This window comes from Streptomyces sp. 142MFCol3.1 (assembly GCF_000424945.1).
GTDB lineage: Bacteria > Actinomycetota > Actinomycetes > Streptomycetales > Streptomycetaceae > Streptomyces > Streptomyces siamensis.
The window spans coordinates 15,801-41,024 of sequence record NZ_AUKV01000024.1 but is presented as its reverse complement, the minus strand read 5'-3'; the positions used below and the strand labels follow the sequence as shown (position 1 = coordinate 41,024).

Annotated in this window: 18 protein-coding genes; 8 read left to right on the top strand and 10 right to left on the bottom strand. The window is 71.8% G+C overall.

All coding sequences use genetic code 11. The annotated features are described in order from the left end of the window. Positions 1-190: 190 nt before the first annotated feature. Positions 191-559 (top strand): four-helix bundle copper-binding protein, encoded by a 369-nt coding sequence (locus H305_RS0130830; RefSeq protein ID WP_028803846.1) that lies wholly within the window; start codon positions 191-193, stop codon positions 557-559. Between the two features lie 128 nt (positions 560-687). Here H305_RS0130830 and H305_RS0130825 read toward each other — a convergent pair whose 3' ends face one another. Then, positions 688-1,959, bottom strand: coding sequence for an LCP family protein (locus H305_RS0130825; protein WP_028803845.1), 1,272 nt, complete (start codon positions 1,957-1,959; stop codon positions 688-690). A 120-nt stretch (positions 1,960-2,079) separates the two neighbouring features. Here H305_RS0130825 and H305_RS0130820 point away from each other — a divergent pair, with 120 nt between their 5' ends. Continuing rightward, positions 2,080-2,628, top strand: coding sequence for an acyl-CoA thioesterase (locus H305_RS0130820; RefSeq protein WP_028803844.1), 549 nt, complete (start codon positions 2,080-2,082; stop codon positions 2,626-2,628). Positions 2,629-2,713: 85 nt separating this feature from the next. Here H305_RS0130820 and H305_RS0130815 read toward each other — a convergent pair whose 3' ends face one another. Continuing rightward, positions 2,714-4,078 (bottom strand): LCP family protein, encoded by a 1,365-nt coding sequence (locus tag H305_RS0130815; protein ID WP_028803843.1) that lies wholly within the window; start codon positions 4,076-4,078, stop codon positions 2,714-2,716. A gap of 250 nt (positions 4,079-4,328) precedes the next feature. Here H305_RS0130815 and H305_RS0130810 point away from each other — a divergent pair, with 250 nt between their 5' ends. Continuing rightward, positions 4,329-5,357 (top strand): glycosyltransferase family 2 protein, encoded by a 1,029-nt coding sequence (locus H305_RS0130810; RefSeq protein WP_028803842.1) that lies wholly within the window; start codon positions 4,329-4,331, stop codon positions 5,355-5,357. Positions 5,358-5,425: 68 nt separating this feature from the next. Here the strand turns inward: H305_RS0130810 and H305_RS0130805 are convergent, their stop codons facing one another. The 4 genes from H305_RS0130805 to H305_RS0130790 form a co-directional block, all read right to left on the bottom strand. After that, positions 5,426-7,129: an LCP family protein gene (locus H305_RS0130805; RefSeq protein ID WP_028803841.1), complete on the bottom strand. Its 1,704-nt coding sequence runs from the start codon at positions 7,127-7,129 to the stop codon at positions 5,426-5,428. A gap of 165 nt (positions 7,130-7,294) precedes the next feature. Continuing rightward, the gene (locus H305_RS0130800; RefSeq protein ID WP_078629327.1) at positions 7,295-9,046 is read right to left on the bottom strand and encodes an LCP family protein; all 1,752 of its coding nucleotides are present in this window, start codon (positions 9,044-9,046) and stop codon (positions 7,295-7,297) included. A gap of 244 nt (positions 9,047-9,290) precedes the next feature. Further along, positions 9,291-10,619: an LCP family protein gene (locus tag H305_RS47510; RefSeq protein WP_078629326.1), complete on the bottom strand. Its 1,329-nt coding sequence runs from the start codon at positions 10,617-10,619 to the stop codon at positions 9,291-9,293. Between the two features lie 185 nt (positions 10,620-10,804). Then, positions 10,805-11,560, bottom strand: coding sequence for a TIGR03089 family protein (locus H305_RS0130790; protein ID WP_028803839.1), 756 nt, complete (start codon positions 11,558-11,560; stop codon positions 10,805-10,807). 130 nt (positions 11,561-11,690) lie between these two features. Here H305_RS0130790 and H305_RS0130785 point away from each other — a divergent pair, with 130 nt between their 5' ends. Together H305_RS0130785 and H305_RS0130780 are read left to right on the top strand one after the other, a co-directional pair. After that, complete coding sequence (locus tag H305_RS0130785; protein ID WP_028803838.1) at positions 11,691-13,175, top strand: peptidoglycan recognition protein; 1,485 nt, start codon at positions 11,691-11,693, stop codon at positions 13,173-13,175. A 190-nt stretch (positions 13,176-13,365) separates the two neighbouring features. Beyond that, a complete protein-coding gene (locus tag H305_RS0130780; protein ID WP_028803837.1) occupies positions 13,366-14,448 on the top strand; it encodes a sugar phosphate nucleotidyltransferase in 1,083 nt (360 codons plus the stop codon). A gap of 332 nt (positions 14,449-14,780) precedes the next feature. Here the strand turns inward: H305_RS0130780 and H305_RS0130775 are convergent, their stop codons facing one another. The 4 genes from H305_RS0130775 to H305_RS47505 form a co-directional block, all read right to left on the bottom strand. Then, positions 14,781-15,782, bottom strand: a complete 1,002-nt coding sequence (locus H305_RS0130775; protein WP_028803836.1) for a DNA-3-methyladenine glycosylase family protein — start codon at positions 15,780-15,782, stop codon at positions 14,781-14,783. A 120-nt stretch (positions 15,783-15,902) separates the two neighbouring features. Further along, on the bottom strand, positions 15,903-17,270 hold the full coding sequence (locus H305_RS0130770; RefSeq protein ID WP_051371131.1) for a coenzyme F420-0:L-glutamate ligase: 1,368 nt from the start codon (positions 17,268-17,270) through the stop codon (positions 15,903-15,905). Beyond that, positions 17,267-18,247 (bottom strand): 2-phospho-L-lactate transferase, encoded by a 981-nt coding sequence (gene cofD / locus H305_RS0130765; protein ID WP_028803834.1) that lies wholly within the window; start codon positions 18,245-18,247, stop codon positions 17,267-17,269. Before cofD ends, H305_RS0130770 begins: the two co-directional genes overlap by 4 nt. 43 nt (positions 18,248-18,290) lie before the next feature. Beyond that, on the bottom strand, positions 18,291-18,815 hold the full coding sequence (locus H305_RS47505) for a cysteine dioxygenase (RefSeq protein ID WP_037765899.1): 525 nt from the start codon (positions 18,813-18,815) through the stop codon (positions 18,291-18,293). A 709-nt stretch (positions 18,816-19,524) separates the two neighbouring features. Between H305_RS47505 and H305_RS0130750 the strand changes: the two genes are divergently transcribed. The 3 genes from H305_RS0130750 to H305_RS0130740 all read left to right on the top strand — a co-directional run bounded on the left by H305_RS0130750 (position 19,525) and on the right by H305_RS0130740 (position 25,196). Continuing rightward, positions 19,525-19,788, top strand: coding sequence for a WhiB family transcriptional regulator (locus tag H305_RS0130750; RefSeq protein WP_003975777.1), 264 nt, complete (start codon positions 19,525-19,527; stop codon positions 19,786-19,788). A 243-nt stretch (positions 19,789-20,031) separates the two neighbouring features. Continuing rightward, positions 20,032-23,700: a glycosyltransferase family 2 protein gene (locus H305_RS0130745; protein WP_078629325.1), complete on the top strand. Its 3,669-nt coding sequence runs from the start codon at positions 20,032-20,034 to the stop codon at positions 23,698-23,700. Then, the gene (locus H305_RS0130740) at positions 23,697-25,196 is read left to right on the top strand and encodes a DUF5719 family protein (RefSeq protein ID WP_028803831.1); all 1,500 of its coding nucleotides are present in this window, start codon (positions 23,697-23,699) and stop codon (positions 25,194-25,196) included. Before H305_RS0130745 ends, H305_RS0130740 begins: the two co-directional genes overlap by 4 nt. The last annotated feature ends 28 nt before the right edge of the window (positions 25,197-25,224 follow it).

Genomic DNA, 25,224 nt, shown 5'->3' with positions numbered 1-25,224 from the left:
CGTCGCCGACAGCCGGACGGCGTATCGCAGGCGAAAGCCCCCGGATGCTTCCGGGGGCTTTCGCCGTCTCGCGGGCACGGCACGCGGGGCGGACCCTTCGCGTCCGCCCGATGGCGCGAGGTGCCCACCGGGCGTACCACGGTAGGGAACGGGGCCCGTCCCGGGCCCCATCACGCCCAGGAGCACAGCCATGACCATGAACCAGCCCGGAACGATGACGGCCATGAGCAAGGAGATGCAGGACTGCGTGCAGGCCTGCATGGCCTGCCACGGCGTCTGTGAAGAGACCATGAGCTCCTGCATGCAGATGGGCGGCCAGGCCCAGATGCAGATCATGCGCGCGCTCATGGACTGCTCCGAGATGACGCGGATGTGCGCGGACATGATGATGCGCCGCTCGCCCATGTCGGCCGAGATGTGCGAGATGTGCGCCAAGGCGTGCGAGATGTGCGCCGAGGCGTGCATGGCCATGCCGGACGACCCGCAGATGATGCGCTGCGCCGAGTCCTGTCGCCGCTGCGCGCAGATGTGCCGCAGCATGGCGGGCGCCACGATGTGACCTCGCCCGTCCACCCGGTCACGCACCCCGGCCCCGCGGGGCCGTCGGGACCCCGGACGCGGCCGGGCCCCGCCGAATGGATCGGCGGGGCCCGGTGGTCTGTCCGGGAGGAACGGCCGGGGACCGGCTCAGTTCCCCGAGACCGTGACCTTCTCGTCGTTCTTGAGCTGGCTCACCAGCGTCTTCACCTTCGCCTTGTCCCAGACGAGGTTGCCGTTCACCGAGCCGGAGATCGGCATGTTCATGGACTTGCCGTCGCCGCCGGTGACGCCCTTCATCGCCCAGAACATCTCGCCCAGGTCCCACAGGCTCATGTCCTTGTCGACGGTGAGGCTGTCGAGGCCCGCGCCCATGGTCGGGTAGAGCTTGAAGGGGTTCAGGACGGTCGAGGGCGTCGCGACCTGGTGCGCCAGGGCGGACAGGAACTTCTGCTGGTTCTTCGTGCGCTGGAGGTCCGAGGCCGCGAAGGCGTGCCGGGTGCGGACGAAGGCGAGGGCCTGCTCGCCGTTGAGGGTCTGCTTGCCTGCCTGGAAGTCGGCGCCGGAGTACTTGTCCTTGAAGCCCTTGTCGAGGTTCATCTCGACGCCGCCGACCGCGTCGACGATGTTCGCGAAGCCCGCGAAGCCGATCTCCACGTAGTGGTCGATGTGCAGACCGGTGTTGTACTCGATGGTGCGCACGAGAAGCGTCGGGCCGTCGAACGCGTAGGCCGCGTTCAGCTTGTTCGCGCCCAGTGGGCCCTTGATCTTGCCGGACTCGGACCCGCGGAACGTGGGAATGGTGACGTTCGAGTCACGCGGCAGGGATATCAGGGTGTCGCCGTTGCCGCCGACGTGAAGGATCATCATCGAGTCCGTGCGCTTGCCCTCGGCGGACCCGGTGTGCAGCTTCTTCTTCTCCTCGGCGGACATGCCGGCGCGGCTGTCGGAGCCGACGATCAGGTAGTTCGTGCCCTCGCCGGCCTCGGGCCGGTCGATGACCTTCGAGAGATCCACGTCACGGTGGAGCTTGGAGTCGGCCCAGAAGTACGTGGAGACGGAGACCACGACCAGCAGCGTGACCAGGGTGATCGCGGTCCACTTGATCCGGCGTCGCCAGTTCGGCGCGGGTCTGCCGGGCCCGCCCGGGCCGGGGCCCTGCGGGCCGCCGGGGTTCCCGTAGACCTGGCCCGAGTTGTACCCGGAGTCGTAGCCGTCGTCATAACCGCGGTCGCCGTACCCGTCGTCGTACCCCTGCCCGTCGACATACGTCGGCTGCTGGGGCACACCGTAGGACGGGGCGGCGGGGCCGCGCCGGACCTGCCGCATGACGCGGGCGCTCTCGGGCTGAGCGCCTGCGCTGCCGCGTCCGTAGCGGTTGCCGCGGTTCTCGTCGGACCACGCGTCGGGCCAATCGTTCATGCGGACCAGTGTGCAGGGCCGCACGGTGTGTCTTACAAGAGACGGGGGAGATCTGGGTCACGCCTGTTGCAGAGCTGATGCAAAGCAACCCCTTGCGCGGCGCGGCATAAGGTGGACGCCATGACGAACCAGGCCCCCAACCCGGAATCTGATATTCCGGGCAAGCCGACATCTGCGTCGCGGACCACCCTCAGCCACATCATGACCCACAACGACACCAACCTTCTCGGAACGGTGCACGGTGGCGTGATCATGAAGCTCGTCGACGACGCGGCGGGCGCGGTGGCCGGGCGGCACTCCGGCGGGCCCGCCGTCACCGCCTCCATGGACGAGATGGCCTTCCTGGAGCCCGTCCGCGTGGGTGACCTCGTCCATGTGAAGGCTCAGGTGAACTGGACCGGTCGTACCTCGATGGAGGTGGGTGTCCGCGTCCTCGCGGAGCGTTGGAACGAGTCCACGCCACCCCAGCAGGTCGGCTCGGCCTATCTCGTGTTCGCCGCCGTCGACGCGGACGGCAAGCCCCGGCGGGTGCCTCCGGTGCTCCCGGAGACCGAGCGCGACGAGCGGCGCTGTCAGGAGGCGCAGATCCGCCGCACCCATCGGCTTGCCCGCCGCCGGGCGATCATGGAGCTCCGCGAGAAGCGGGCCGCCGAGGGCCTCGACGACTGACCGTCCCCACCCCATTCTACGGAGCCGGCCGCCCGCCGGCCCGGCCGCCGGCCCGCCGGCTCCGGGACGGCTCCGCGCGCAGGGGTCACGGACACACCACCTGGTCGCCCGTCGTCGCCCCGAAATCGCCCTGGTAGGGGTCGTCCGCCCGCACCCGCTTCACCTTCTCGAAGTCCGACCCGGCGGTCACCTTCAGCACCGCGCCCTGTCCCTTGACCTCGCGCAGCTCGGCACCGGGCAGCGCGGCCGCCAGCGACTTCGCAGAGCGGTCCCAGCGGGGGTCGTAGGAGACGACGGTGCGCCGGGCGGTCCGGTCCGCCGCGTTGGTGGGCCGGCGCGTGGTGCGGAACCCGGTGGACGCGAGCGCGCTGTCGACGCGCTTGCCGAGGCCCGCCGTGCCCGTCCCGTTCTCCACCTGCACCTGGACCTGCTGCGGCGACACGTCGACCCGCCGCGCCTCGGACCGGTGCGGCGGGGGCGTCGCGAGCGGCTTGTCGTCGCGCAGCGCCGTGAACAGCTTCCGCGACTTCGCCCCGTCCCACTTCAGGGTCGAGCCGATGCCCTTGACGACGTATCCCATCTGCCCGATCGGCACGGTGGTGAACTCGGACGAGGAGAGGGAGAAGTTCCGCATGGCCCGGCCGAGGTCGAGCAGTTCGTCCGTGCCGAAGCCCTTGTCCGCACGGACCGAGCCGAGCACGGCCCGGGTCACGTCGCGGAACTTCATCGGGTTCATCAGCACCCCGGACGACGTGGCCTGTTCGACCAGCGCCGCGAGGAAGCGCTGCTGGCGCTGCATCCGGCCCAGGTCCGACGCCCCGTCGACATGCCGCGCCCGTACGTACTGGAGCGCCTGTCCGCCGTTCAGCAGGTGCGAGCCCGCCGCCAGGTCGAGACCCGTGTACGAGTCCTTCAGCGGCTGCGTGGTGCAGACCCGGACGCCGCCCAGCACGTCCACCGTCTTCATGAAGCTGGTGAAGTCGACCTCCAGATAGTGGTCGATCTTCACGTGGGTCATGTTCTCGACCGTGCGCACGGTCAGGTTCGGGCCGCCCTCCGCGTACGCCGCGTTGAGCTTGAGCGGGTGCGCGCCGTGCCGCTTGCCGGTGGTCTCGTCGGTGTGCGCCGGTGTCTCGGCGTAGGAGTCGCGCGGCAGGCTGACCACGCTGGCCCGCTCCCGGTCCTCCGAGATGTGCACGATCATGATCGTGTCCGTGCAGTGGCAGGGCGCGCCGCCGAGCCGGTACGTGCGCCGCTCCGTCTCCGTGATCTTGTCCCGGCCGTCGGTGCCGACCAGCAGCACGTTCATGCCGTGGCCCGCCTCGGGCCGGTTCTTCATGTCCCTGAAGGGGTCGACCCGGGCGATGTCCTCGTCCAGGCTGGTGACCACCGCGTGCCCGATGCCCGCCGAGGCGAGGACCACCACGGACAGGGTCGTCGCCATCCGCATGGCCCAGCGCGGCTTCCTGCGCCGCGCCGGGGGCCGTCCGGAGGACCGCACGTCCGGCCTACGCGCGCGGGGCGGCTGCGGGTGGCGCTGCGGGCGGGCGGGGGAGCGGCGCGGCGTGGGCAAGGGGACACCTCCGGCAGGCCCTGGGCGTGGGGATCCGTGAGCACCGTAGGCCGATACGATCTGCGGCCCGCGCCTTAGGCCGGGCGGCGCGCGCCCGTGTCCCCCATTCGCGGTAACGTGACGCCCGATGAGCGAGAAGTCTGACGTGCGGTCCCCCGCCGTGTCTGTGATCATGCCCGTCCTCAACGAGGAGCGGCATCTGCGCGGGGCCGTCCAAGCGATCCTGGCGCAGCAGTACGACGGCGAGATGGAGGTCGTGATCGCCCTAGGTCCCTCCACGGACCGGACGGACGAGATCGCCGCCGAGCTGGTGCGCGACGACCCGCGGGTGCACACCGTGCCGAACCCGACCGGCCGTACCCCCGCCGCCCTGAACGCCGCGATCAAGGCGTCGCGGCATCCCGTCGTGGTGCGCGTCGACGGCCACGGCATCCTGTCGCCGAACTACATCGCGACCGCCGTGCGCCTCCTGGAGGAGACCGGCGCGCAGAACGTCGGCGGCATCATGCACGCCGAGGGCGAGAACGACTGGGAGCACGCGGTCGCCGCCGCGATGACCTCGAAGATCGGTGTCGGGAACGCCGCCTTCCACACGGGCGGCGACGCCGCCCCCGCCGAGACCGTGTACCTCGGCGTCTTCCGGCGCGAGGCGCTGGAGCAGCAGGGCGGCTACAACGAGGAGTTCATCCGCGCCCAGGACTGGGAGCTGAACTTCCGGATCCGGGAGGCGGGCGGCCTCATCTGGTTCTCGCCCGAACTGCGCGTGTCCTACCGGCCGCGGCCCTCCGTGAAGGCGCTCGCCAAGCAGTACAAGGACTACGGGCGCTGGCGGCACGTCGTCGCGCGCTACCACGAGGGCTCCATCAACCTGCGCTACCTCGCGCCGCCGACCGCGGTGTGCGCCATGGCGGCGGGCCTGGTCGTGGGCGCGGCGCTGACCCCCTGGGGCTTCGTCGTGCCCGCCGGCTACCTCGCGGCCATCACGCTCGGCTCGCTGCCGGCCGGCAAGGGCCTCCCGCTGAAGGCCCGGGCGCAGATCCCCGTCGCCCTCGCCACCATGCACATGTCGTGGGGCTGGGGCTTCCTCACCAGCCCGAAGGCGCTGGCCAAGAAGGTCATCGCGTCCCGCCGTCCGGCGGTGCTCGGCTCCCGCTGAGCCGTCACACACACGAACAGGGCCCCTCCCGGCAGCGGGAGGGGCCCTGTTCGTCCGTGCCGCGACCGCTACCAGGTGTAGTCCGGGTCGACGTGCATGCAGGCCGAGGTGTCCGAGCCGTTGAGGGCGTCGGCCGACTTCGGTGTCTTGTCGTCGTCCTCGGCCGCCTTGTACGCGGTGCCCGAGCGCCAGTCGGCGCCGACGACCAGCGTGATGCCGGAGACCTGCGTCGACTTCTCCACCGCACTCGACGGGATTCCGAGGGCCTTGGCGAGCCGCAGGGCGTCACCCTCCAGGTCCGCGGCGGGGTAGCGGATGACGGTCGTCGCCTCGGTGGTCGCCGTCGTCGTGTCGGCGCGCGCCTGCGTGAAGCCCTTGCCGGTGAGCTGCTGGGCGATCGCGCTCGCGCGCCCGCCGACCGGGGCCAGCGTCGAGGTCCGCGTGCCGTTCTGCACCGTCACGCCGATCTGGTCGTCCGCGGCGGCCGGGTCCGACGACGTCTTCTCCTCGGTCTTCTTCCTCTTGTCCTTGCCGTCCAGCGCGATGTCCTCGCGGACCAGCCGGAACAGCTTCGCCGCGTCCGTCGGCTTGGGCAGCACCCGGTTGCCGTCGGAGGAGTACACCCACGGCATCGTGGTCATGGTGATGCGGTCCGTCGGGACCTTCTTCAGCTCCTTGCTGAGGTCGTACAGCTTCGACACCGTGCCGAGGCCGTCGTCGACGGTCAGCGCGCTGGTGGCGGTCTCGGCGAGCTTGCGGAGCTTGTTGGGGTTGCTGAGGGTGGCGTTCTCCCGCAGCTGGCGGACCATCGAGTTCATGTACATGTGCTGGGCCTTGGTCCGGCCGATGTCGCTGCCGTCCTCGAAGCCGTACCGCGTCCGCAGCCACTGGAGGGCCTGCTTGCCCTTGATGGCCGTGGTGCCCTCCTCCAGCTTCAGACCGGAGCCGTGCCCGCTGGAGGTGTGCGAGTAGATGTTGGCGTCCACACAGACCGGCACGCCGCCGATGGCGTCGGCCATGGACACCACACCCGCGAAGTCGACCATCATGAAGTGGTCGATGTGGATGTCGGTCAGCTTCTCCCAGGTGGCGACCGTGCAGCCGGGGCCGCCGCGGCCCAGCGAGTCGTTCGTCATCACCAGCGAGGTGCTCGCGGCGTACGTCTTCTCGTTGTCCGGGTCGGTGCACTTGGGCATCTTCAGCAGGGTGTCGCGCGGCATGCTGACCACCGACATGTTGCTGCGGTCCGCGGAGACGTGGAGCAGCATCTGGACGTCCGCGCGGGGTGCCCCGCCGAAGGTGTCCTTGGCGCCGCCGAGCTTCTGGTTCTCGACGGAGTCCCGCGCGTCCGAACCGATCAGCAGGATGTTCAGCGGCGTCTGGCCCGCCGAGTTCGGCTTGGGCTTGGCGGCGCGGTCCTTCTGGTCGCCGATGTTGAGGTCGTCCTTCTTGATGTTGCCGTTCAGGTGCCGGTAGTAGAGGTAACCGGCGCCGGCCGTGCCGAGTATCAGCAGGGCCAGGACCGTCGCCGACCAGCGCAGTATGCGGCGCCGGCGTCGCGGGCGCCCCCCGCCCCCGTGCCGGCGGCCACCGCCGCCGCCGTGTCTGCCCTGCGTCCGCGGTGCCGTGTCGTCGGCCGTACGACTCCCCTTGTCGCCGGCCGGCTGAACGCGTTCGCCGTTCTCCTCGTACAGACTGTCGTCCCAGCCGGGTTCGCCGGCTCGCCGGACGCGTGGTCGTGTTGCCTCCCCACGCACACTGCTCTGCGACATCTCCCTGCCCCTCCCCACCCTGCGCCTGACAAACGGGTCCGTCCCGTGCCCGTCCGGACGTTCCTCCTGCCCCGCCGGGCACTTCCCGGGCCCGGTGGGGCACTTCTCACGTCCGGTCGCACACGTCTCGCGTCCTTTTAGACGCTTGACGGACCCGTCAGGTCATCAGCTGGCGCACACCGTCTTGTCCGCGGTGGATTTGTCCACCTCGGGTGCCTTCGTCGGAGCCGTTATCGGCACCCCGGCACCCTTGAAGTCCTTGCCCAGGGTCAGCACGATCGCGGGCAGACCCTGTGAGTTCTTCTCGCTCTCGCCCGGCTTCATCGCGGAAGCGGGCAACCCCATGAGATCCGCCAGTTTGCGTGCCTGGTCGGCCTGGTCGGGAGAGTACTCCAGGGTCGTCCTGCTCAGTGTTTCACCTGCGTTTCCGAGCTGGCTGGCCTTGAGTACGCCCTTGTCGTTCTGCAGCCAGTTGAGAGTTTCCTGTGCGGAGCCGGCGGCGGCACCGCCGTTGTAGATGTCGACGCGGATGTCGGCGGCGGCGGACCGGGAGCCCTTGAGACGGGCGGCCACCCAGGCCTTCTCCTTCTTCTGCTTCTGCTTCACCGCGGTGAACGACACGTCGTTCTTGATGGCGTCGAAGACCTCGGGACCCGTCGTCGGGTTCACGATCACCGTCTTGTGGACGACACCGTCCGCGGGGTTGTCGAGCACCGGCACCGTGGTGAACGAGATGTTCTTCGTCGGCACCTTCTTCAGCTCCAGGGCCATGTCCTTGAGCGTGCTCACCTTGCCGATGCCGGTGTCCACGGTCAGCGCCTTGGTGGCGGCCTCGGCCAGCTTGACCAGCTTGGTGGGGCTGGTGAGGGTGTCGCTGGAGCTCATCTTGCGCATCAGGGAGCCCAGGAACTGCTGCTGCACCTTGATGCGGTCCAGGTCGCCCTGGTTGCCGAAGCTGTGCCGGGTGCGCACGAAGGCGAGGGCCTGCTCGCCCTCGATCGTGTGCTCGCCCTTGGAGAGCTTGAGGTGCGAGTCGGGGTCGTTGACGTCCTTGGCCAGACACACGTTGACGCCGCCGACCGCGCTGGTCAGCGTCTTCACCGCGTTGAAGTCGGCCATCATGAAGTGGTCGACCGTGATGCCGGTCACCGCCTTGACCGTGTCCATCGTGCAGCCCGGGTTGCGGTCGTACTGTCCGAGACTCGTGTTGAAGCGGACGTTGTCGGTGCCCCGGATGATCCTCTCGCTGCCGTCCGGCTGCTTGGACTTGCACTCCGGGATATCGACGATGAGGTCGCGCGGAATGCTCATCGCGGTCGCGTTCGTCCGGTCCTTGGAGACGTGGAGCAGGATGTTCGTGTCGGCGTGACCGACGCTGCCCTTGTCGCCGTAGCCCTCGTTGCCCTTACCGGTGCGCTTGTCCGTACCGATGATCAGTATGTTGAAGGCGTCGTCCTTGCTGAAGCCGCTCTTGCCCGAGCTGCCGATGTCCGTCGTGTTGACGTTGCCCTCGAGGTGCTTGAGGTAGGCGTAGGCGGCGGCCGAGACCCCCACCAGCACGAACGCCATGATGCCGCCGGTCCACAGCAGTATCTTCTTCGCCTTCGACTTCTTCGGCTTGCGCTGAGTGCGCGAACGCCGGCGTCCCGGAGCGGGCTCCGGGGGCTCCGCACGCCGCCGCCGCGGGCCGGGCACATCGGTGCCCGGCGCCTCGCGGGACCGGCCCGGCGCCTCGCGGTCACGCCCCGGTGCGGTGCGGGCGCGCGCTCCCGAAGGAGATCCCCTCCGCGGCCGGGGCACTCCCGACTGCGGTGCGGAAGGGCTCAGTCGCAGTTCGTATTCGCCGGTGTTCGGGTTGAGTACCCACTGGTCTGCGGGGTCGATGTTGTCCGCCCGCCCACGGCCTTGCGCGTCCACGGTTGTCTGAATCCTCCGTCGGGGCCACGCGGCGCCTTCCCCCCTCAAAAGGCGCTCGGGTCTGGTCAAGCAGTGCGCGACCCCCAGGACGGACCTCGTGGCCGGGTGCACCGGATCGCTCACACTATCCGCCCAGTTCAGCGTGGAGCGACGGCCGTGACAAATTCAACTTCCCTACAAGCGGGCAATCCGCCCCATTTCTCAGAGACTTCTAGCGCAACAGTTCCTCGGCTTGGTGTGCGCTTTACCCGCAGGCGTCCTCCGCCGCCGTGCTCCCCCGGAAAGTCGGCACGGGTTTCGGGCTGCCGCTGGAGTCGCCCGCCGGGATTCCCCTCGACTTGTCGTCACCGCCCGACTCCGCATTGTCATCGGACGCGGGGCAGGAGCAGGATATTGGGGGCGAAGTGGTCTTCACGCCCTTTTTCCCCGCAAGTTGGGCGGAGTCCTCGGGCAGGTCCTTCGAGACCTCCACGGGTGTGTCCGAGCGCAGCCGGCTGAAGAGCTCCCGCGCCGCGGGCTGCACGAGCTGGTCGCGATTGGCGTTGCCGGAGTACGACGTCCGCGGCACCGTCAGGAACTGCATGCGTTTCGTGGGGATGTCGCGCATGCCCCGGACCAGGTCGTACAGCCCGCGCAGGCTCGCGAGGCCGGGGTCCGTCGTGAGCGACGAGGTGGCCGCGTCGAGGACGGGGTACAGCTTCGCGGGATTGAGCAGGACGTCATTGCTGCGCACCTTGTTGACGAGCGCGCCGAGGAAGCGCTGCTGGCGGTCCATGCGGTCGGTGTCGCTGCCGTTGCCGATGCTCTTGCGGGCGCGCACGTAGCCGAGGGCCTGTTCGCCGTCGAGCTCGACCTTGCCGGCGGGCAGCTTCAGCTTGGCGTCCTTGTCGGTGATGGGGTCCTTCAGGCACACCTCGACGCCGTCGACGGCGTCCACCATGTCCTTGAAGCCGTGGAAGTCGATGACCATGTGGTGATCGATGCGGATGTCCGTGAGCTTCTCGACGGTGCGGATCGTGCACGCCGAACCGCCCACCTCGAAGGCGTAGTTGAACATCGCGAACATGGGCTGGGTGCGGGTGCCGTCCGGTCGCCGGCAGCTCGGCACGTCCACCATCAGGTCGCGGGGCAGCGAGACCGCCGTCGCGCTGCGCCGGTCCGCCGCGAGATGCAGCAGGATCGTGGTGTCCGACCGCTCGGTCCCGGAGTCCCGGCCGTACTTCCCGTTCCCGTCGCCCGAGCGCGAGTCCGAACCGATCAGCAGGATGTTCTGCGCGTCCCGCACCAGCGCGGTGGGCCGCTCCTTCTCGTAGCGGGCGAGCTCGGCGGCGGCGGCCTCGTCCGGCGTGATGTTCGCGTTCAGCTTCTCGTACGCCGCCCAGCCGGCCCCGACGGCGCCGAGCACCACGACGGCGACGCCGATCGCCGTGTAGCGCAGCCAGCGCCGCCGGCGGCGTATGACACCGGTCCCGGTGGGCGACGCGCCCAGCCCCGGCCCTGCTCCGCGTCCGGTGGGCGACCCCTCCGGATCCTGCCCCTCCGGTCCGGAGGGCGTCCCTGCGCTGTCGTTCACGGCTGGGTCCACCCCTCAGGCGTGCGAGCGTGTCGAGTCATGGCGTACGAACGTGTCGAGCGTCGTGTTCGAACTGCTCCTACGACCATGTCCCGGCCCGGGGGCCGGGGGGTGCCGCTGATAGGCCGAATGGGGGACGCGCCCAGGCGTGCGGCGGCCTGCGCCCGCCCGCCGCCGGGGTGTCCTCAGCGCGCCGTCGCCGTCACCCGTTCACTCTCGATCCGCTTGGCCAGCGCGTCCTCGCCGAGCTGCTCCAGATGGCGGCACAGAACCACGGACCCGCCGGTCGACAGCGCCGCGTACAGCCCGGCGCTGAGGCCCTCCCAGGTGTCGTACGGCAGCGCCGACAGGATCCGGGAGCCGGGCCCCGTCAGGTCGAGCCCGGGTGCGTCGGCGCGGGCCCGCTCCACGACCTCGGCGCCCGTGTACTCGGCCCCGGCGACGATCAGCGCGGGCTCCTCCGGGTCCACCGGCGCGTACGGCTGGAAGCGGTCGCCCTGGGTGGGTACCTCCACGGCGTAGTCGGCGTACCCGGCGGGCGGGGTCGGGAAGCGGCGGCCCAGCGGTGCCAGCGAGAGGGCGACGCGTTCGCCGGAGCAGGCCAGCCCCGCCTCGAACCGTCCCGGTCCGGCCACGACGTGGTCCGCCGCGGCCGGGTCGCCCGCCACGTCCGCGATGACGCCCACGGAGGAGCAGGCGAGCAGCCACACGGCCGTCTGCCAGTGGGCCGGCAACAGCAGCGCGACCCGGTCGCCGGGCGCGGCGGACAGTTCGTCCTGGAGCAGGTTGGCGGTCTTGGCCACCCAATTGGCGAAGGTGGCCACGGACAGTTCGACACGTTCGCCCGTGGCGTCGTCGTAGAAGGTCACCAGGGGGCGCGCGGGGTCCGCGGCGAGCGCGGATCGCAGCAGGTCGGCGGGGGTGCGGTCGGTGGCGTTCACGCGCGCAAGCGTACGCGGGGGCGCCGCGTGGGGCGGCCCCGCCGCTTCACCGGTTCGGGGGAGCGTGTGTCCGACGGCCCGTCACATCACCGATGGACAGATATATATGACTTTGTCCAGGATCAAGGGCATGCGTGGATTCCTTGCTTCCTCGGTCGGCGTCACATGCGCGGCCGCACTCGCCCTTCCGCTCGCTCTGCCCACCCCGGCACAGGCCGGGCCGTCGGCGGGGACGTCCGAGCCAGCCGTCCCCGGCAGCACGCGGTCCCTCCCGCTCGTGCCGCTCACCGGCCCCCGCTCCGCCGCTCACGCGCAGGGGCTCACCCGTCGCAACGTGCGCCCTTTCTCACTGGTCGGCGTCATCTGGGACGACCCGGGCAGTGAGCTGCACGGCCGTGTCCAGGTGCGCACCCGCGCCACCGGCACCGGTCACTGGTCCGGCTGGCAGGACGTCGAGACGCACAACACGCACGGCGCCGATCCGGACACCCCCGAGGGCGAGTCGGTCCGGGTGCACGGCTCCACGGCGCCGCTGTGGGTGGGCGACTCGGACGGCGTCGAGGTGCGCGTCGAGGCCCAGAGCGACGACCGGACGACGGCTCCCGGGGAGTCCCCGCTCCCCAGGGGCCTGCACCTCGAACTCGTCGACCCCGGCGCGGACCCCGCGGACATGCGCGCGCCCGCGGACGGGGTCCAGGACGGCGTACGCACGGGATTGGACGCGCTCGGCGAACTGGCGGGCGCCTTGTCGCACGCCCTCGGCGCCGGGTCGGCCGGATCACCCGACGGAGCCCCGGGCGCGGGGCCGCGCGCCGACGAACCGGTCCCCGACACTCCCGAGGACGACTCGTTCGTCTTCGCCGGCCTGCAGTCGGGGGAGAGCTTCGCCGCGTCCGTCGCCAACGCCGACGTCGCGCCGCTGGGCGCCAGGGAGATCCCCGCGCTCTCCAGGAGCCGGACCGAACTCGAGTACAGCGCCGCGCACCCGGACGAACTGCGCGCGAAGCCGTACGTCGGTGCCCGCCCGCACATCGTCACCCGGCGCGGCTGGGGCGCCGACGAGAGCCTGCGCGAGAGCGGCTTCGTCTACACCAAGAAGGTCAAGGCGGCCTTCGTGCACCACACGGCGTCCGGCAACAACTACAGCTGCTCCCAAGCCCCTTCGGTCATCCGCAGTATCTACCGCTACCACGTACAGAGCAGTGGCTGGCGGGACATCGGCTACAACTTCCTCGTCGACAAGTGCGGAAACATCTACGAGGGCCGGGCCGGGGGCGTGACGAAGGCCGTCCAGGGCGCTCACACCCTCGGGTTCAACAGCAACAGCATGGGCATCGCCGTGATCGGCAGTTTCGACAGCTCCAAGCCGCCCGCCGCCGCGGTCACCGGCCTCGCGCGGCTGACGGCGTGGAAGCTCGGCCTCTTCGGGGCCAATCCGCGTGGCAAGACATACCTGAAGTCGGGTGGTGGCAATCTCTACCGAAAAGGAAAGAACGTACGACTGAACGTGATCTCCGGCCATCGTGACGGGTTCGCCACGGACTGCCCCGGACAGAAGCTCTACGGCAAGCTCGGCTCGGCCAGAAAGACGGCGGCCCGCTACCAGGGCCGCTGAGCATTCTCGAGGAGCCGCGAGGACCCCGGGACGGCCCATGAGGCACCACCGGGCGCGGCAGAGGTCACCTGACGTCGTACCGGGCCATCGAGGTCACCGCACCGCCATCGAAGGCGCCATCCAACGGTCTGCATACACTGGCCGGCCGGAACACAGTTCGGCCGGTCCCGGCAGGAAGCAGAGACGACAGGTGACAGAAGCGATCCTCCTGGTCGGCGGCAAAGGCACCCGGCTGCGACCGCTCACGGTGCACACCCCCAAGCCGATGGTTCCGGCGGCCGGGGTCCCCTTCCTCACACACCAGTTGGCGCGGGCGAGAGCGGCCGGTGTCGACCACATCGTCCTGGCCACCTCCTACCTGGCCGAGGTGTTCGAGCCGTACTTCGGCGACGGTTCCGCGCTGGGCCTCCACATCGAATACGTCACGGAGGTCGAGCCGCTCGGCACGGGCGGCGCCATCCGCAACGTCGCCTCGCGCCTCCACTCGGCCCCCGGCGACCCGGTGCTGATCTTCAACGGGGACATCCTCACCGGCCTGGACATCCCCGCCCTGGTGCGCACGCACGAGACGACCGGCGCGGACGTCTCCCTGCACCTGACGCGGGTGACCGACCCGCGGGCGTACGGCCTGGTCCCCACGGACGCCACGGGACGCGTCACCGCCTTCCTCGAGAAGCCCCAGACGCCCGAGGAGATCGTCACCGACCAGATCAACGCGGGGGCGTACGTCTTCCGCCGCTCGGTCATCGACACGATCCCGGAGGGCCGGCCCGTCTCCGTGGAACGCGAGACGTTCCCCGAGCTCCTGGCCACCGGCGCCCACCTCCAGGGCATGGTGGACTCCACGTACTGGCTCGACCTGGGCACCCCGCAGGCCTTCGTGCGCGGTTCGGCGGACCTCGTCCTGGGCCGTGCCCCCTCCCCGGCCGTCCCCGGCCGCTGCGGCGACCGCCTGGTCCTGCCCACGGCCACGGTCGCCCCCGACGCCAAACTCACCGGCGGGACAGTGGTCGGCGCCGACGCGTACGTCGGCGAGGGGGCCCGGATCACGGGCAGCACGATCCTGTCCGGCGCGGTCGTCGAGCCCGGCGCGATCATCACCGATTCCCTCATCGGAGCCCGCGCCCGCATCGGCGAACGCACCGTCCTCACCGACGCCGTCATCGGCGACGGCGCCGTGGTGGGCCCCGACAACGAACTCCGCGAGGGCGTACGCGTCTGGTGCGACGCCCGCATCCCCGCGTACTCGCTCCGCTTCTCCTCGGATCAGTAGCCCCCACCCCCCCGGTGGGCCCGAGCCCGCACTCGGCCCCACCGGGCACGTATCGGCCTCTGCGGCGTCTGAGGAGCGGGGGTGCAGGCGGCGGAGCCCTTTGGCAGGGCACGGGCCGGGCAGGATGCAGCACAATCAGCCCCTCCGGCGTCTGAGGAGCCGGGTGCCAGGGGGCGGAGCCCCCCGGTGGGGCCCGGGCGGAGCCCCGGAACAAGGGACGGGCAGGGGCGGAGGGGGCGAGAACCGCCCCGAGCCCGACAACGGCGAGCGACAAAGGGCGAGCCGAGCCCCAGCCGGACGAGCGCTCCCACCCACCCGCGCCCCAGCGCGAACTAGAGCCGCCCGATGTCCCACTTGGGCATCTTCGGCACGCGCCGCCCCGGCACCCGCCCCGACAACAGAATGAACCGAGCGGCCCGATGCCGCTGCCCCGCATACGGTTCGAGCAGCGACAGCATCACGGCGTCGTCCGCATCCCGGTCCCCGGCCAGCGCGTACCCCACGATGCCCGGCAGATGAAGATCCCCCACGGTCACGGAGTCCGCCGCGCCATGACTGCGCTGCACGACCTCCGCGGAGGTCCACGGTCCGATCCCGGACACCAGCTCCAGCCGCTCCTGCGCCCGCACCGGCTCGAAGGACACCGCTTCCTCCAGCCGCGCCGCGACCCGCACGGCCCGCAGGATCGTCGAGGCCCTCTTGTTGTCCACCCCGGCGCGGTGCCACTCCCAGGAGGGGATCAACGCCCAGGTCCGCGGCGCGGGCATGACGTACATCCGCTCCGGCGCGGGCCCCGGCGCCGGCTCCCCGTACTTCCGTACGAGCAGCCGCCAGGCCCGGTACGCCTCGTCGGTGGTGACCTTCTGTTCGAGCACGGACGGGATCAGCGACTCCATCACGAGCCCGGTGCGCGTCAGCCGCAGTCCCGGCCGCCGGTGGCGGGTGTGGGCGAGCAGCCGGTGTCGCGGTTCGAACGCGTCGGGGTCGTCGGAGGGGGCGAGCAGGTCGGGGAGCCGGTCGAGCAGCCATTCGGCACCCGGCCCCCATGCCTCGCCCCGCGCCACGGTGCCGCGCAGGGAGACCCGGAGCGTGCCCGGCCCGGCGGGTGTGCGGGTGGCCCGCCACACGGAACCGTCGGGCGTCGTGCGGAACGTCGGATCGGCGGGCCCGCGCCGCAGCGGTCCGAGCACGAGCCCGAGGTCGAGCGGTCCGGGCGGCGTCCAGGTCCGGCTGCGCACGGGCCCGGCGCTCTGCCGGGGCATGCCGTGGGGTACGCCGACGTGTCCGCCGCGTACCGTCGTACGCGTCGGCCGAGGAGTGAATCGTCCAGCCACGGAAGAGGTCCTAGTCGGGTCCTGTGCGGGGCCCCGGGGGTCACGGGGACGAGGGGCGCCCTATGAGGGTAGGCGCTGCGCGCGGACGGCACCCAGGGTTCCCCGTGGCCGGGGCCGGCCTCAGCGCACCACGACGAACGCGTCCGCTTCCCGCCCCGGCCGGGCCTTCGGCTCCTCCGCCGCGTGCCCGACGGCCACGGCGCCCATGGGGTCCCAGCCCTCCGGCAGCCCCAGCACCTCCCGTACGACGTCCCGGCAGAACATCGTCGACGACACCCAGGCGGACCCGAGCCGCTCCCCGGCCAGCGCGACCAGGAAGTTCTGCACACCGGCGCCGGTGGCGACCACGAACATCTCGCGCTCGGCCCCGTCCCGGCGCGCGTCGCCGTACGTGTGGGAGCCGTCCATCACCAGGCACGGCACCACGAGGTACGGCGCGTTGCGCAGGACGTCCCCCCGCCGGACCCGCTTGGCGATGGACTCCTCGCTCTTGCCGTCGCGCCGCAGGTCCGCGATCCACGCGTCCCGCATGGCGTCGAGCAGTCGCGTACGGGACTCCTCGGACTCCAGGAGGACGAACCGCCAGGGGGTGGTGTGGTGCGGTGCCGGCGCGGTCACCGCGGCGGCGACGGCGCGCCGTACGGCACCGGGGTCGACGGCTTCGCCGGTGAAGGCCCGCACGGTGCGCCGCTGGGTCACCGCCTCCCGTACCGCCTCCGAGGTGCCCAGCCGGAACATGTCGTCGTGCGCGCCGCGCACCAGCGCGCGCGTGCCCTCGCCGTCGTCCTCGGCGGTCACGTGCGGCAGCCCGCGCAGGACCGCGACGGGCAGTCCGGCGGCCTTGCCCTTGACCAGGTCGCCGGCCGCGGCGAGTTCGTCGGCGGTGGCGACGACGGTCGCGCTGAGCGGATTGCCGTGCGCGTCCGTGCCGCCGCGCAGGTCGTCCAGCACCTGGATGCCCGCGGCGCCGATGGCGACATCGGTGACCCCGGTGCGCCAGGGCCGCCCGAAGGTGTCGGTGATCACGACGCCGACCCGAACGCCGAGGGCGTCCCGCAGCCCGTCCCGGACGGCCCGCGCCGACGCGTCGGGGTCCTCGGGCAGCAGCAGTACGGTCCCGGCGGGCGTGTTGGACGCGTCGACGCCGGCGGCGGCCATCACGAGCCCCTGCCGGTTCTCGACGATGCGCAGGGCGCCGCGCCGCGCGACGACGCGGACGGTCTCGGCGTCGATGGCGGCTTCGCGGTCGTCGGCGACGACGATCCGCCCCTCCGCCTTGGAGACGATCTTCGAGGTGACGAGGAGTACGTCCCCGTCGGCGAGGCCGGGCTCCGCCGCGGCGATGAGCTTCGCGAGGTCGTCGCCCTGACGCACCTCGGGCAGCCCCTCCAGCGCCCAGACCCGGTAGCCCGCGACACCGCGCGCGGTGGTGTCCGCCGGGCTCTCGCCCGCCGCGGATGCTTCCTCCGGGGGCAGCTCCGCGGTCATGACGTCCGTACCTCCTCGGCCAGGGCCAGCGCCTCGCGCGCCATCCGTGCCGTCGCGTCGAGGTCGGACATCATCAGCGGCACGGCCCGGCAGCGGATGCCGGCCGACTCCACGCGCTCCACGGCGGACGCGTCGACGGTGTCGACCAGCCAGCCGTCGAGGAGCCCCGAGCCGTAGTGCTCGGCGACCGCCGCGGCCGTGGACTCGACGCCCACCGCGGCCAGCACCTTGTCGGCCATCCCGCGCACGGGCGCGTCCCCGACGATGGGGGAGAGGCCGACGACGGGGACCCCCGCGTCGGCGATGGCCTCGCGGATTCCGGGCACGGCGAGGATCGTGCCGATCGAGACGACGGGGTTGGACGGCGGGAAGAGGACGACGTCCGCCTCGGCCAGGGCTTCGAGCACCCCGGGCGCCGGCTTGGCCTGCTCGGCGCCGACCGGCACGATCGCCTCGGCCGGCACGGAGGCCCGCAGGCGCACCCAGTACTCCTGGAAGTGGACGACCTTGCGCTCCCCGGGGCCGGTGGGGTCGTCGGCGGGGAGGGTGACGGCGACATGCGTCTCGACGCGGTCGTCGGACATGGGGATGAGGCGGACGCCCGGCTTCCAGCGGTCGCACAGCGCCTCGGTGACGGCGCTGAGCGGATAACCCGCGCCCAGCATCTGCGTCCGCACGATGTGCGTCGCGAAGTCGCGGTCGCCGAGTCCGAACCAGTCGGGTCCGACGCCGTACGCCGCGAGCTCCTCCTTCAGGTGGAAGGTCTCCTCGGCGCGACCCCAGCCCTGTTCCTCGTTGATGCCGCCGCCGAGCGTGTACATCACCGTGTCGAGGTCCGGGCAGACCTTCAGCCCGAAGAGGTGGATGTCGTCGCCGGTGTTGCCGATGACCGTGATGTCCGCGTCCGGCACGGCCCGCTGGAGACCACGCAGGAACCGGGCACCACCGATACCGCCTGCCAGAACCACAATGCGCATGGGGTTCAGTCTGGCAGGCGGGTACGACAAGGCGTCAGGGCGGTTACGAGACCTCGGCCACGGCGCAGCGGGCGTTGGGGGTCCCGTCGGCCGCACGCTGCTCGGCCCGGGGGCGCATCGGCATCTCGGTGAGGCCCGGGTAGTAGATGTGCAGGCTCACGGCCGGTTCGAGCGAGTCGTTGACGACCTCGTGGACGTAACCGGGGGCGAACACTCGCTGCGCGCCGGACTCCAGCGCGCGCGATCCTCGGTCGGTGCGCTCGGTCAACGCGCCTTCCAGGACGGTCAGTACGCCGGAGGAGGGGCCGTGGTCGTGCAGTCCGCTGCCCTGCCCGGGGACCCAGGACAGGAGCCACACCTCGTATCCGGGACCGGTGTGCAGTCGGTGGTACCAGCGCGACGCCGCGTCGAACCGGACGAGGTGCTCCCACCGGGAGCGGTCGGCGGCGATCGAGCGGGCGAGCCCGGCGAACTCGGCCACCGTGGCGGGATGCTCGCGCGGCGGCTGGAGGAGGTGGGGTACTTCGAGGATGTCGCCGGCGATCTGCAGGTCGCTGTCGCTGTTCATGGATGCGGTGGTTCCTCGGCAGGAGAGTGCTGGGGTGTCGCTGACCGTGTCCGCCCGGTTCGCGGACGGGAGGTGTGCCCTGGTGCGGGCGTACGCCCCGGGAGGGGGCGGAGGATTCGCCTCAGTGGCGGCGAGGCGGCCAGCCGGAGCGCGGTAGGGCTCAACAGCTGCAACAGCAACAGCTACAGCGAGCGCGGGCAGCACCGTGGGACCCGGCGGTGCGGGTCGAGGTGAGCGCCAAGTTCGCGAGCATGCCCTCAAGGACACCGGTTCACACCTTCACTGTCAACTTGATGTCCAGGATGTGGGAGATGTTTCACCTCATCCGGTTCACCTGGCGGGCGAAAGGTTTGTTCAGGAGCCGCCCGGGACACATGGCGCACAACCGGGCGCACAAACCTCGCTGCGACCCCGTGATCCAAATGTGATCCGGTTCGCTTCGGAGTCCGTGTCGGAACGAGATCGAACTCCCGGTCGTCCTTCCCGGTGAGGGGTGGGACGTCCGGCCCGGGCCCCTTGGGCTGTCAGGGTTTATGCCGATTTGAACACTTTCCGCATAGCCTTGGTTCCGCAGAGTGAATAAGGGGCCCAATAGCAGATCTCGGCTTGACTGGCCCGGATCCGCACACTTGTAATTTCACTCGTGTCGTTCAGCCGAAATCGGAAACGACAGCAGCACGGGGACGCGAAAGACAGACGAGGGGCGCACATGACCGAGCTGGTGCAGCAACTGCTGGTCGACGACGCGGACGAGGAACTCGGCTGGCAGGAGCGCGCGCTGTGCGCCCAGACCGACCCCGAGTCCTTCTTCCCCGAGAAGGGCGGCTCCACCCGCGAGGCCAAGAAGGTCTGCCTCGCCTGTGAGGTCCGCTCCGAGTGCCTCGAATACGCACTCGCCAACGACGAGCGGTTCGGCATCTGGGGCGGTCTGTCCGAGCGTGAGCGGCGCCGCCTGAAGAAGGCGGCCGTCTGAGAGTCACCCGGAGGCGGACCGCCGGGAGCGGCCCCCCGGGACAAGCGGTGCACGCGCGCGTGTGCCACCGACCAAACGGCACACACTCCTACGTAACGAACGGCCCGTCGCAGGTGGGTTATCCACAGGCGGCGGGCCGCTGTGTTGCCCAGCCGTTAGTGTGGGCCCTCGTCCGAGACGTCCCGCTGTCCCCGCCGGACACAGACGTCCACCGCAGTCCATCGAACCGGGGCCCGTACCTCGATGTCCGTGCACAGCCATTCGGCAGCCCATCAAGACGCCGCTGCCACACCTGAGTTCCCGCGCCACGTGGTGACCGCGGTGGTCGTCTCCCACGACGGCGCCCGCTGGCTGCCCAAGGTGCTCGCCGGGCTGCTCGGCCAGGAGCGCCCCGTGCAGAACGCGGTGGCGGCCGACACCGGCAGCGCGGACGACTCCGCCCAGCTGCTCACCGAAGCGCTCGGCGCGGACCGGGTGCTGCACCTCGCCCGGCGCACCGGTTTCGGCCAGGCCGTGGAGGAGGCCTCGCGCACCGCCCAGGTCCTCACCCCCGAGGACCTGCCCTACCTGAAGCGCCCCAGCGGCTGGGACCCCGTCACGCGCACCTGGCGCGACGACGCCTACGACCTGCCGGACCTGCCGCACGGCGAGCCCGAGCAGTGGCTGTGGCTGCTGCACGACGACAGCGCCCCCGAGCCGGACGCCCTGGCCCGGCTGCTGCGCGTCGTGGAGGACGAGCACGAGCTCGGCAGGGACGTCGCCGTCGTCGGCCCCAAGCTCCGCGGCTGGTACGACCGCCGTCAGCTCCTCGAGGTCGGCGTCACCATCGCCAACTCCGGCCGCCGCTGGACGGGTCTGGACCGCCGCGAGCAGGACCAGGGCCAGCACGACCACGTCCACCCCGTCCTGTCCGTGTCCAGCGCGGGCATGCTGATCCGGCGCGACGTCTTCGAGGAGCTCGGCGGCTTCGACCGCCGGCTGCCCCTGATGCGCGACGACGTGGACCTGTGCTGGCGCGCCCAGGCCGCCGGCCACCGCGTCCTCGTCGCCCCGGAAGCGGTCGTACGGCACGCCGAGGCCGCCTCCCGCGAGCGCCGCACCGTCGACTGCGTGGGCCGCACCTCCGCGTCCCCGCACAAGGTCGACAAGGCGGGCGCCGTCTACACCCTCCTGGTCAACGCCCGCACGGCGCAGCTGCCCTGGGTCCTGATCCGGCTGGTCCTCGGCACCCTGCTGCGCACGGTGGCGTATCTCGTCGGCAAGGTCCCCGGACAGGCCGTCGACGAGATCCGCGGCCTGCTGAGCGTCCTGCTGCGCCCGGAGAGGGTCGTCGCGGGCCGCCGCAGGCGTGGCCGCCCACAGGTCGACAAGGGCGAGCTGCGGGCGCTGTTCCCGCCGCCCGGCGCGACCGTGCGGGCCACCGTCGAACAGGTCGCGAGCAATCTGGTGGGCCGCTCCGACGCCGAGGCCACGACCGGCGCCGGCCGGCACGGCAGCGCGGTCGAGTCCGGACCCGGCGGCGACGACGCCGACTTCCTGGAGATCGAGCAGTTCGCCCGCCTCAAGCGCATCGCCCGCAATCCAGGCCCGATGCTCTTCCTGGTGCTGCTGTTCGTCTCGCTGCTGGCCTGCCGTGAACTGCTCGGCAGCGGAGCGCTCTCCGGCGGCGCGCTGCTCCCGGCCCCGGCTGACTCCTCGGAGCTGTGGTCGCGCTACCTCGACGGCTGGCATCCGGTGGGCGCCGGCGGCACCCAGTCCGCACCCCCGTACCTCGCCGTCGTCGCCATGCTGGCGTCGCTGATGCTCGGCTCCACCGGCCTCGCGGTCACCGTGCTGCTGGTGGCGTCCGTGCCGCTGGCCGGCTTCGCCGCGTACTTCGCCTCGCGGCCCCTCGTGGAGTCCCGTCTGCTGCGTGCCTGGGCGTCCGTCGCCTACGCCTTCCTGCCCGCCGCCACGGGCGCGCTCGCGGGCGGGCGCATCGGCACCGCCGTCCTCTCGATCCTGCTGCCCCTCATCGCCCGCGCGGGCATCGCCGCGAGCGGACTGGCGCACGCCTCGGGAGCCCGCGGCAGCTGGCGCGCCACCTGGGCGTACGCGCTGCTGCTCACCGTCACCACGGCGTTCACGCCGATCGTGTGGCCCGTCGCGCTGGTCCTCGGTCTGGCGCTCCTCGTGGTGCGCCGCGGCGAGATCACCGCCTACGGGCTGCGTTTCCTGGCCCAGCTCGGCACCCCGCTGCTGATCCTCGCCCCCTGGTCGCTGACGCTGCTCCCCTTCGGCTTCTTCGACCAGGCCGGCCTCGAGTACGGCGACAGCGCGGCCTCCGCGCTCGACCTGCTCGGCGCCAGCCCGGGCGGTCCCGGGACGGTCAGCGGGCTGATGCTCTTCGGTATCGTGCTGGCCGCGCTGGGCGCCCTGATGCGCACGGAGCGCCAGGCAGGCATCTGGACGGCCTGGGCCGTGGCCCTGGTGGCCCTCGTCTTCGCCGTCCTGTCGAACGGCTCCACCTGGGCGGGTCCCGCGACCCTGGTCTACGGCCTCGCGCTGCTGGCCGCCGCCGTGCTCGGCGCCGACGGGGCACGCGCGCGCGTGGCCGAGCAGAGCTTCGGCTGGCGTCAGCCGGTCGCCGCGCTCATCGCCTTCGCCTGTGCGGCCGGGCCGCTGCTCGTCGCCGCGGGCTGGATGATCCGGGGCGCCGACGGCCCCCTGGAGCGCCGCGACCCGGTGCAGGTCCCCGCGTTCGTCGCCGAGGAGAGCGGCACCCGCGACCAGGCCCGCACCCTCGTCCTCGACAGCCGGTCCGCCGCCGACGTCGGCTACATGCTCGTCCGCGGCTCCGGCGCCCGTCTCGGCGACGCCGAGCTCGCGGAGGCGGGCGGCGACAACAAGAGGCTCGACAAGGTCGTCGCGAACCTCGTGGCGGGCTCCGGCGCCGACCAGGCCGACGAGCTCGGCGCCTTCGCCGTGCGATACGTCCTCGTCCGCAAGGGCGCGCCCCGCGAGGTGAGCCGCGTCCTGGACGCCACCCCCGGCCTGACCCGGCTCAGCCAGCAGGACGGCAGCGCCCTGTGGCGAGTGGACCAGCAGGTCTCGCGCGCGGCGATCGTCCCCGAGTCCGGCGACTCGCTGTCCATCGCCGCAGGACCCGTCGAGGCGCACACCACGATCCCCGCCGGTCCCGAAGGCCGCGTGCTGCGTCTCGCCGACTCGGCCGACGAGGGCTGGGTGGCGACCCTGGACGGCAGGCCGCTCACCCGCACCACGGTCGACGGCTGGGCCCAGGGCTTCCAACTGCCCACGAGCGGCGGCCGGTTGGACGTCACTTTCGACGCCCCGATCGGCCACACGGCCTGGCTGTGGGCGCAGGGCGCGCTCGCTGTCGTGCTCGTGGTGCTCGCCCTGCCCGGCCGGCGCCGCGACGTCGACGACGACCTTCCCGAGGAGCAGCCGGTCCCGGCCCAGGACACCACGGGTGACGGCCGCCGTGCCCGGCGGCTGCGCGCCCAGGCCGAGGCCGAGCAGGCCGCCCAGGACTCCGACGCCCCCGCGACCCCGGACGAGGACGCGTCGGCCGCCCCCGCCGCCGTCCCGCAGCAGCACGCGTACGGCGAATGGGACACCCCGAGCTACGCGGGCGCCGAGTACGGCACCTACGGCGGCGAGCAGTACGAAGGCGGACAGCAGTACACGGCAGGCGGCTACGACCAGACGTACCAGGCCGACCCCTACCAGGGCGGCCAGTACGACCCGTACGCCTACGGGGGCACGCCGTCGTACGACCAGACGTACGCCCAGGGCTACGACGGGGCGGGCCAGGGCTACGACCAGGGCTACGACCCGGCGCAGCCCCCGATGCCCTCGCAGCCGCCGCACGGCACCGACAGCGAGCGCCCCGACGGGAGCCAGCAGTGAACCGCACCACCCTGTCCCTGATCGCAGGCGCCACCGCGCTCGCCGCCGTCACCGGATTCGCCGCGCTCAGCGCTCCGGGCGCGGCCGGCGAGGACACCGCCAGGACGGCCGCACGGCTGCCCGTGCAGCGCACCAGCCTGCTCTGCCCGCAGCCGAGCACCTCGGACATCGCGGACACGGCGTACACGTCTTTCACGCCGGTCTCGAAGGGCACGAGTGCCGGCGGAAAGGCCGAACTCCAGGTCGCGAGCGAGCAGTCGGCGGACGCGAGCGGTGGCAAGAAGGACGGCAAGAAGTCCGGCAAGCCCGTCGTGCAGCCCAAGAATCCCGGCAAGCCGTCCACCGGCGACAGCTCGGGTGCCGACGCGCCGGCCCTGGTCGGCACGGCCGAGGGCAGGTTCGCGCCGGGCTGGACCGTTCAGGAGACCACGGAGGTCGCCGCGGGGACCGGCCGCGGACTGCTCGGCACCAACTGCACGGCTCCGGACACGGAGTTCTGGTTCCCGGGTGCCAGCACCGCCGAGGACCGCTCCGACTACGTGCACCTGACCAACCCGGACGACTCCGCCGCGGTCGTCGACATCGAGCTGTACGGCAAGGACGGCGCCCTCAAGTCCACGGTGGGCGACGGCATCACGGTCCAGCCGCACTCCAGCGAGCCGATCCTGCTGAACACGCTGACCGACGCCCCGCAGACCAACCTCACCGTGCACGTGAAGGTCCGCAGCGGTCGTGTCGGGGCCGCCGTGCAGGCCCTGGACGCCAAGCTCGGCGGCGACTGGCTGGCGGCGTCCACCGACCCCGCGGGCAGCCTGGTCATGCCGGGCATCCCGAAGGACGCCACGTCGGTGCGGCTCGTCGCCTTCGTGCCGGGCGACACCGACGCCGACCTGAAGGTGCGCCTCGCATCCCCCTCGGGCCCGATCACCCCTGCGGGCAACGAGACGGTCCATGTGAAGGCCGGCATGACCGCGGCGGTCGACCTCGGCGACGTCACCCGCGGCGAGGCGGGTTCGCTGGTGCTCACGCCCACCGGCCGGCCGGTCCCGGTCGTCGCCGCCCTGCGGGTCGTGCGCGGCAAGGGCGACCAGCAGGAGACCGCCTTCATCCCCGCCACCGGTCCGGTCTTCGCGCGCGCGAGCGTCGCCGACAACAGCGCCAAGGGCACCACGCTCGCCCTGGCCGCCCCGGGCGGTCAGGCCCAGGTGAAGGTCACCGCGTCGGCGGGCAGCGAGGGCGGCACGGCCGTGTCCAAGACGTTCACGATCAAGGGCGGCACGACACAGAACGTGGCGGCGCCGGTCCCGAGCGGCCTCAAGGGCACGTACGCCCTCACGGTCGAGCGGGTCTCCGGAGGCCCCGTCCACGCCTCCCGGATGCTCGCCTCCACCCAGGACGGCGTTCCCGGCTTCACGGTCCAGACCCTCCCGGACGACCGCGGGACGGTGTCGGTGCCGGAGGCGGAGCAGGACCTCTCCGCGCTGCTGAAGCAGTGACCGGCCGGGTCCCTTCGGGGACTCGACC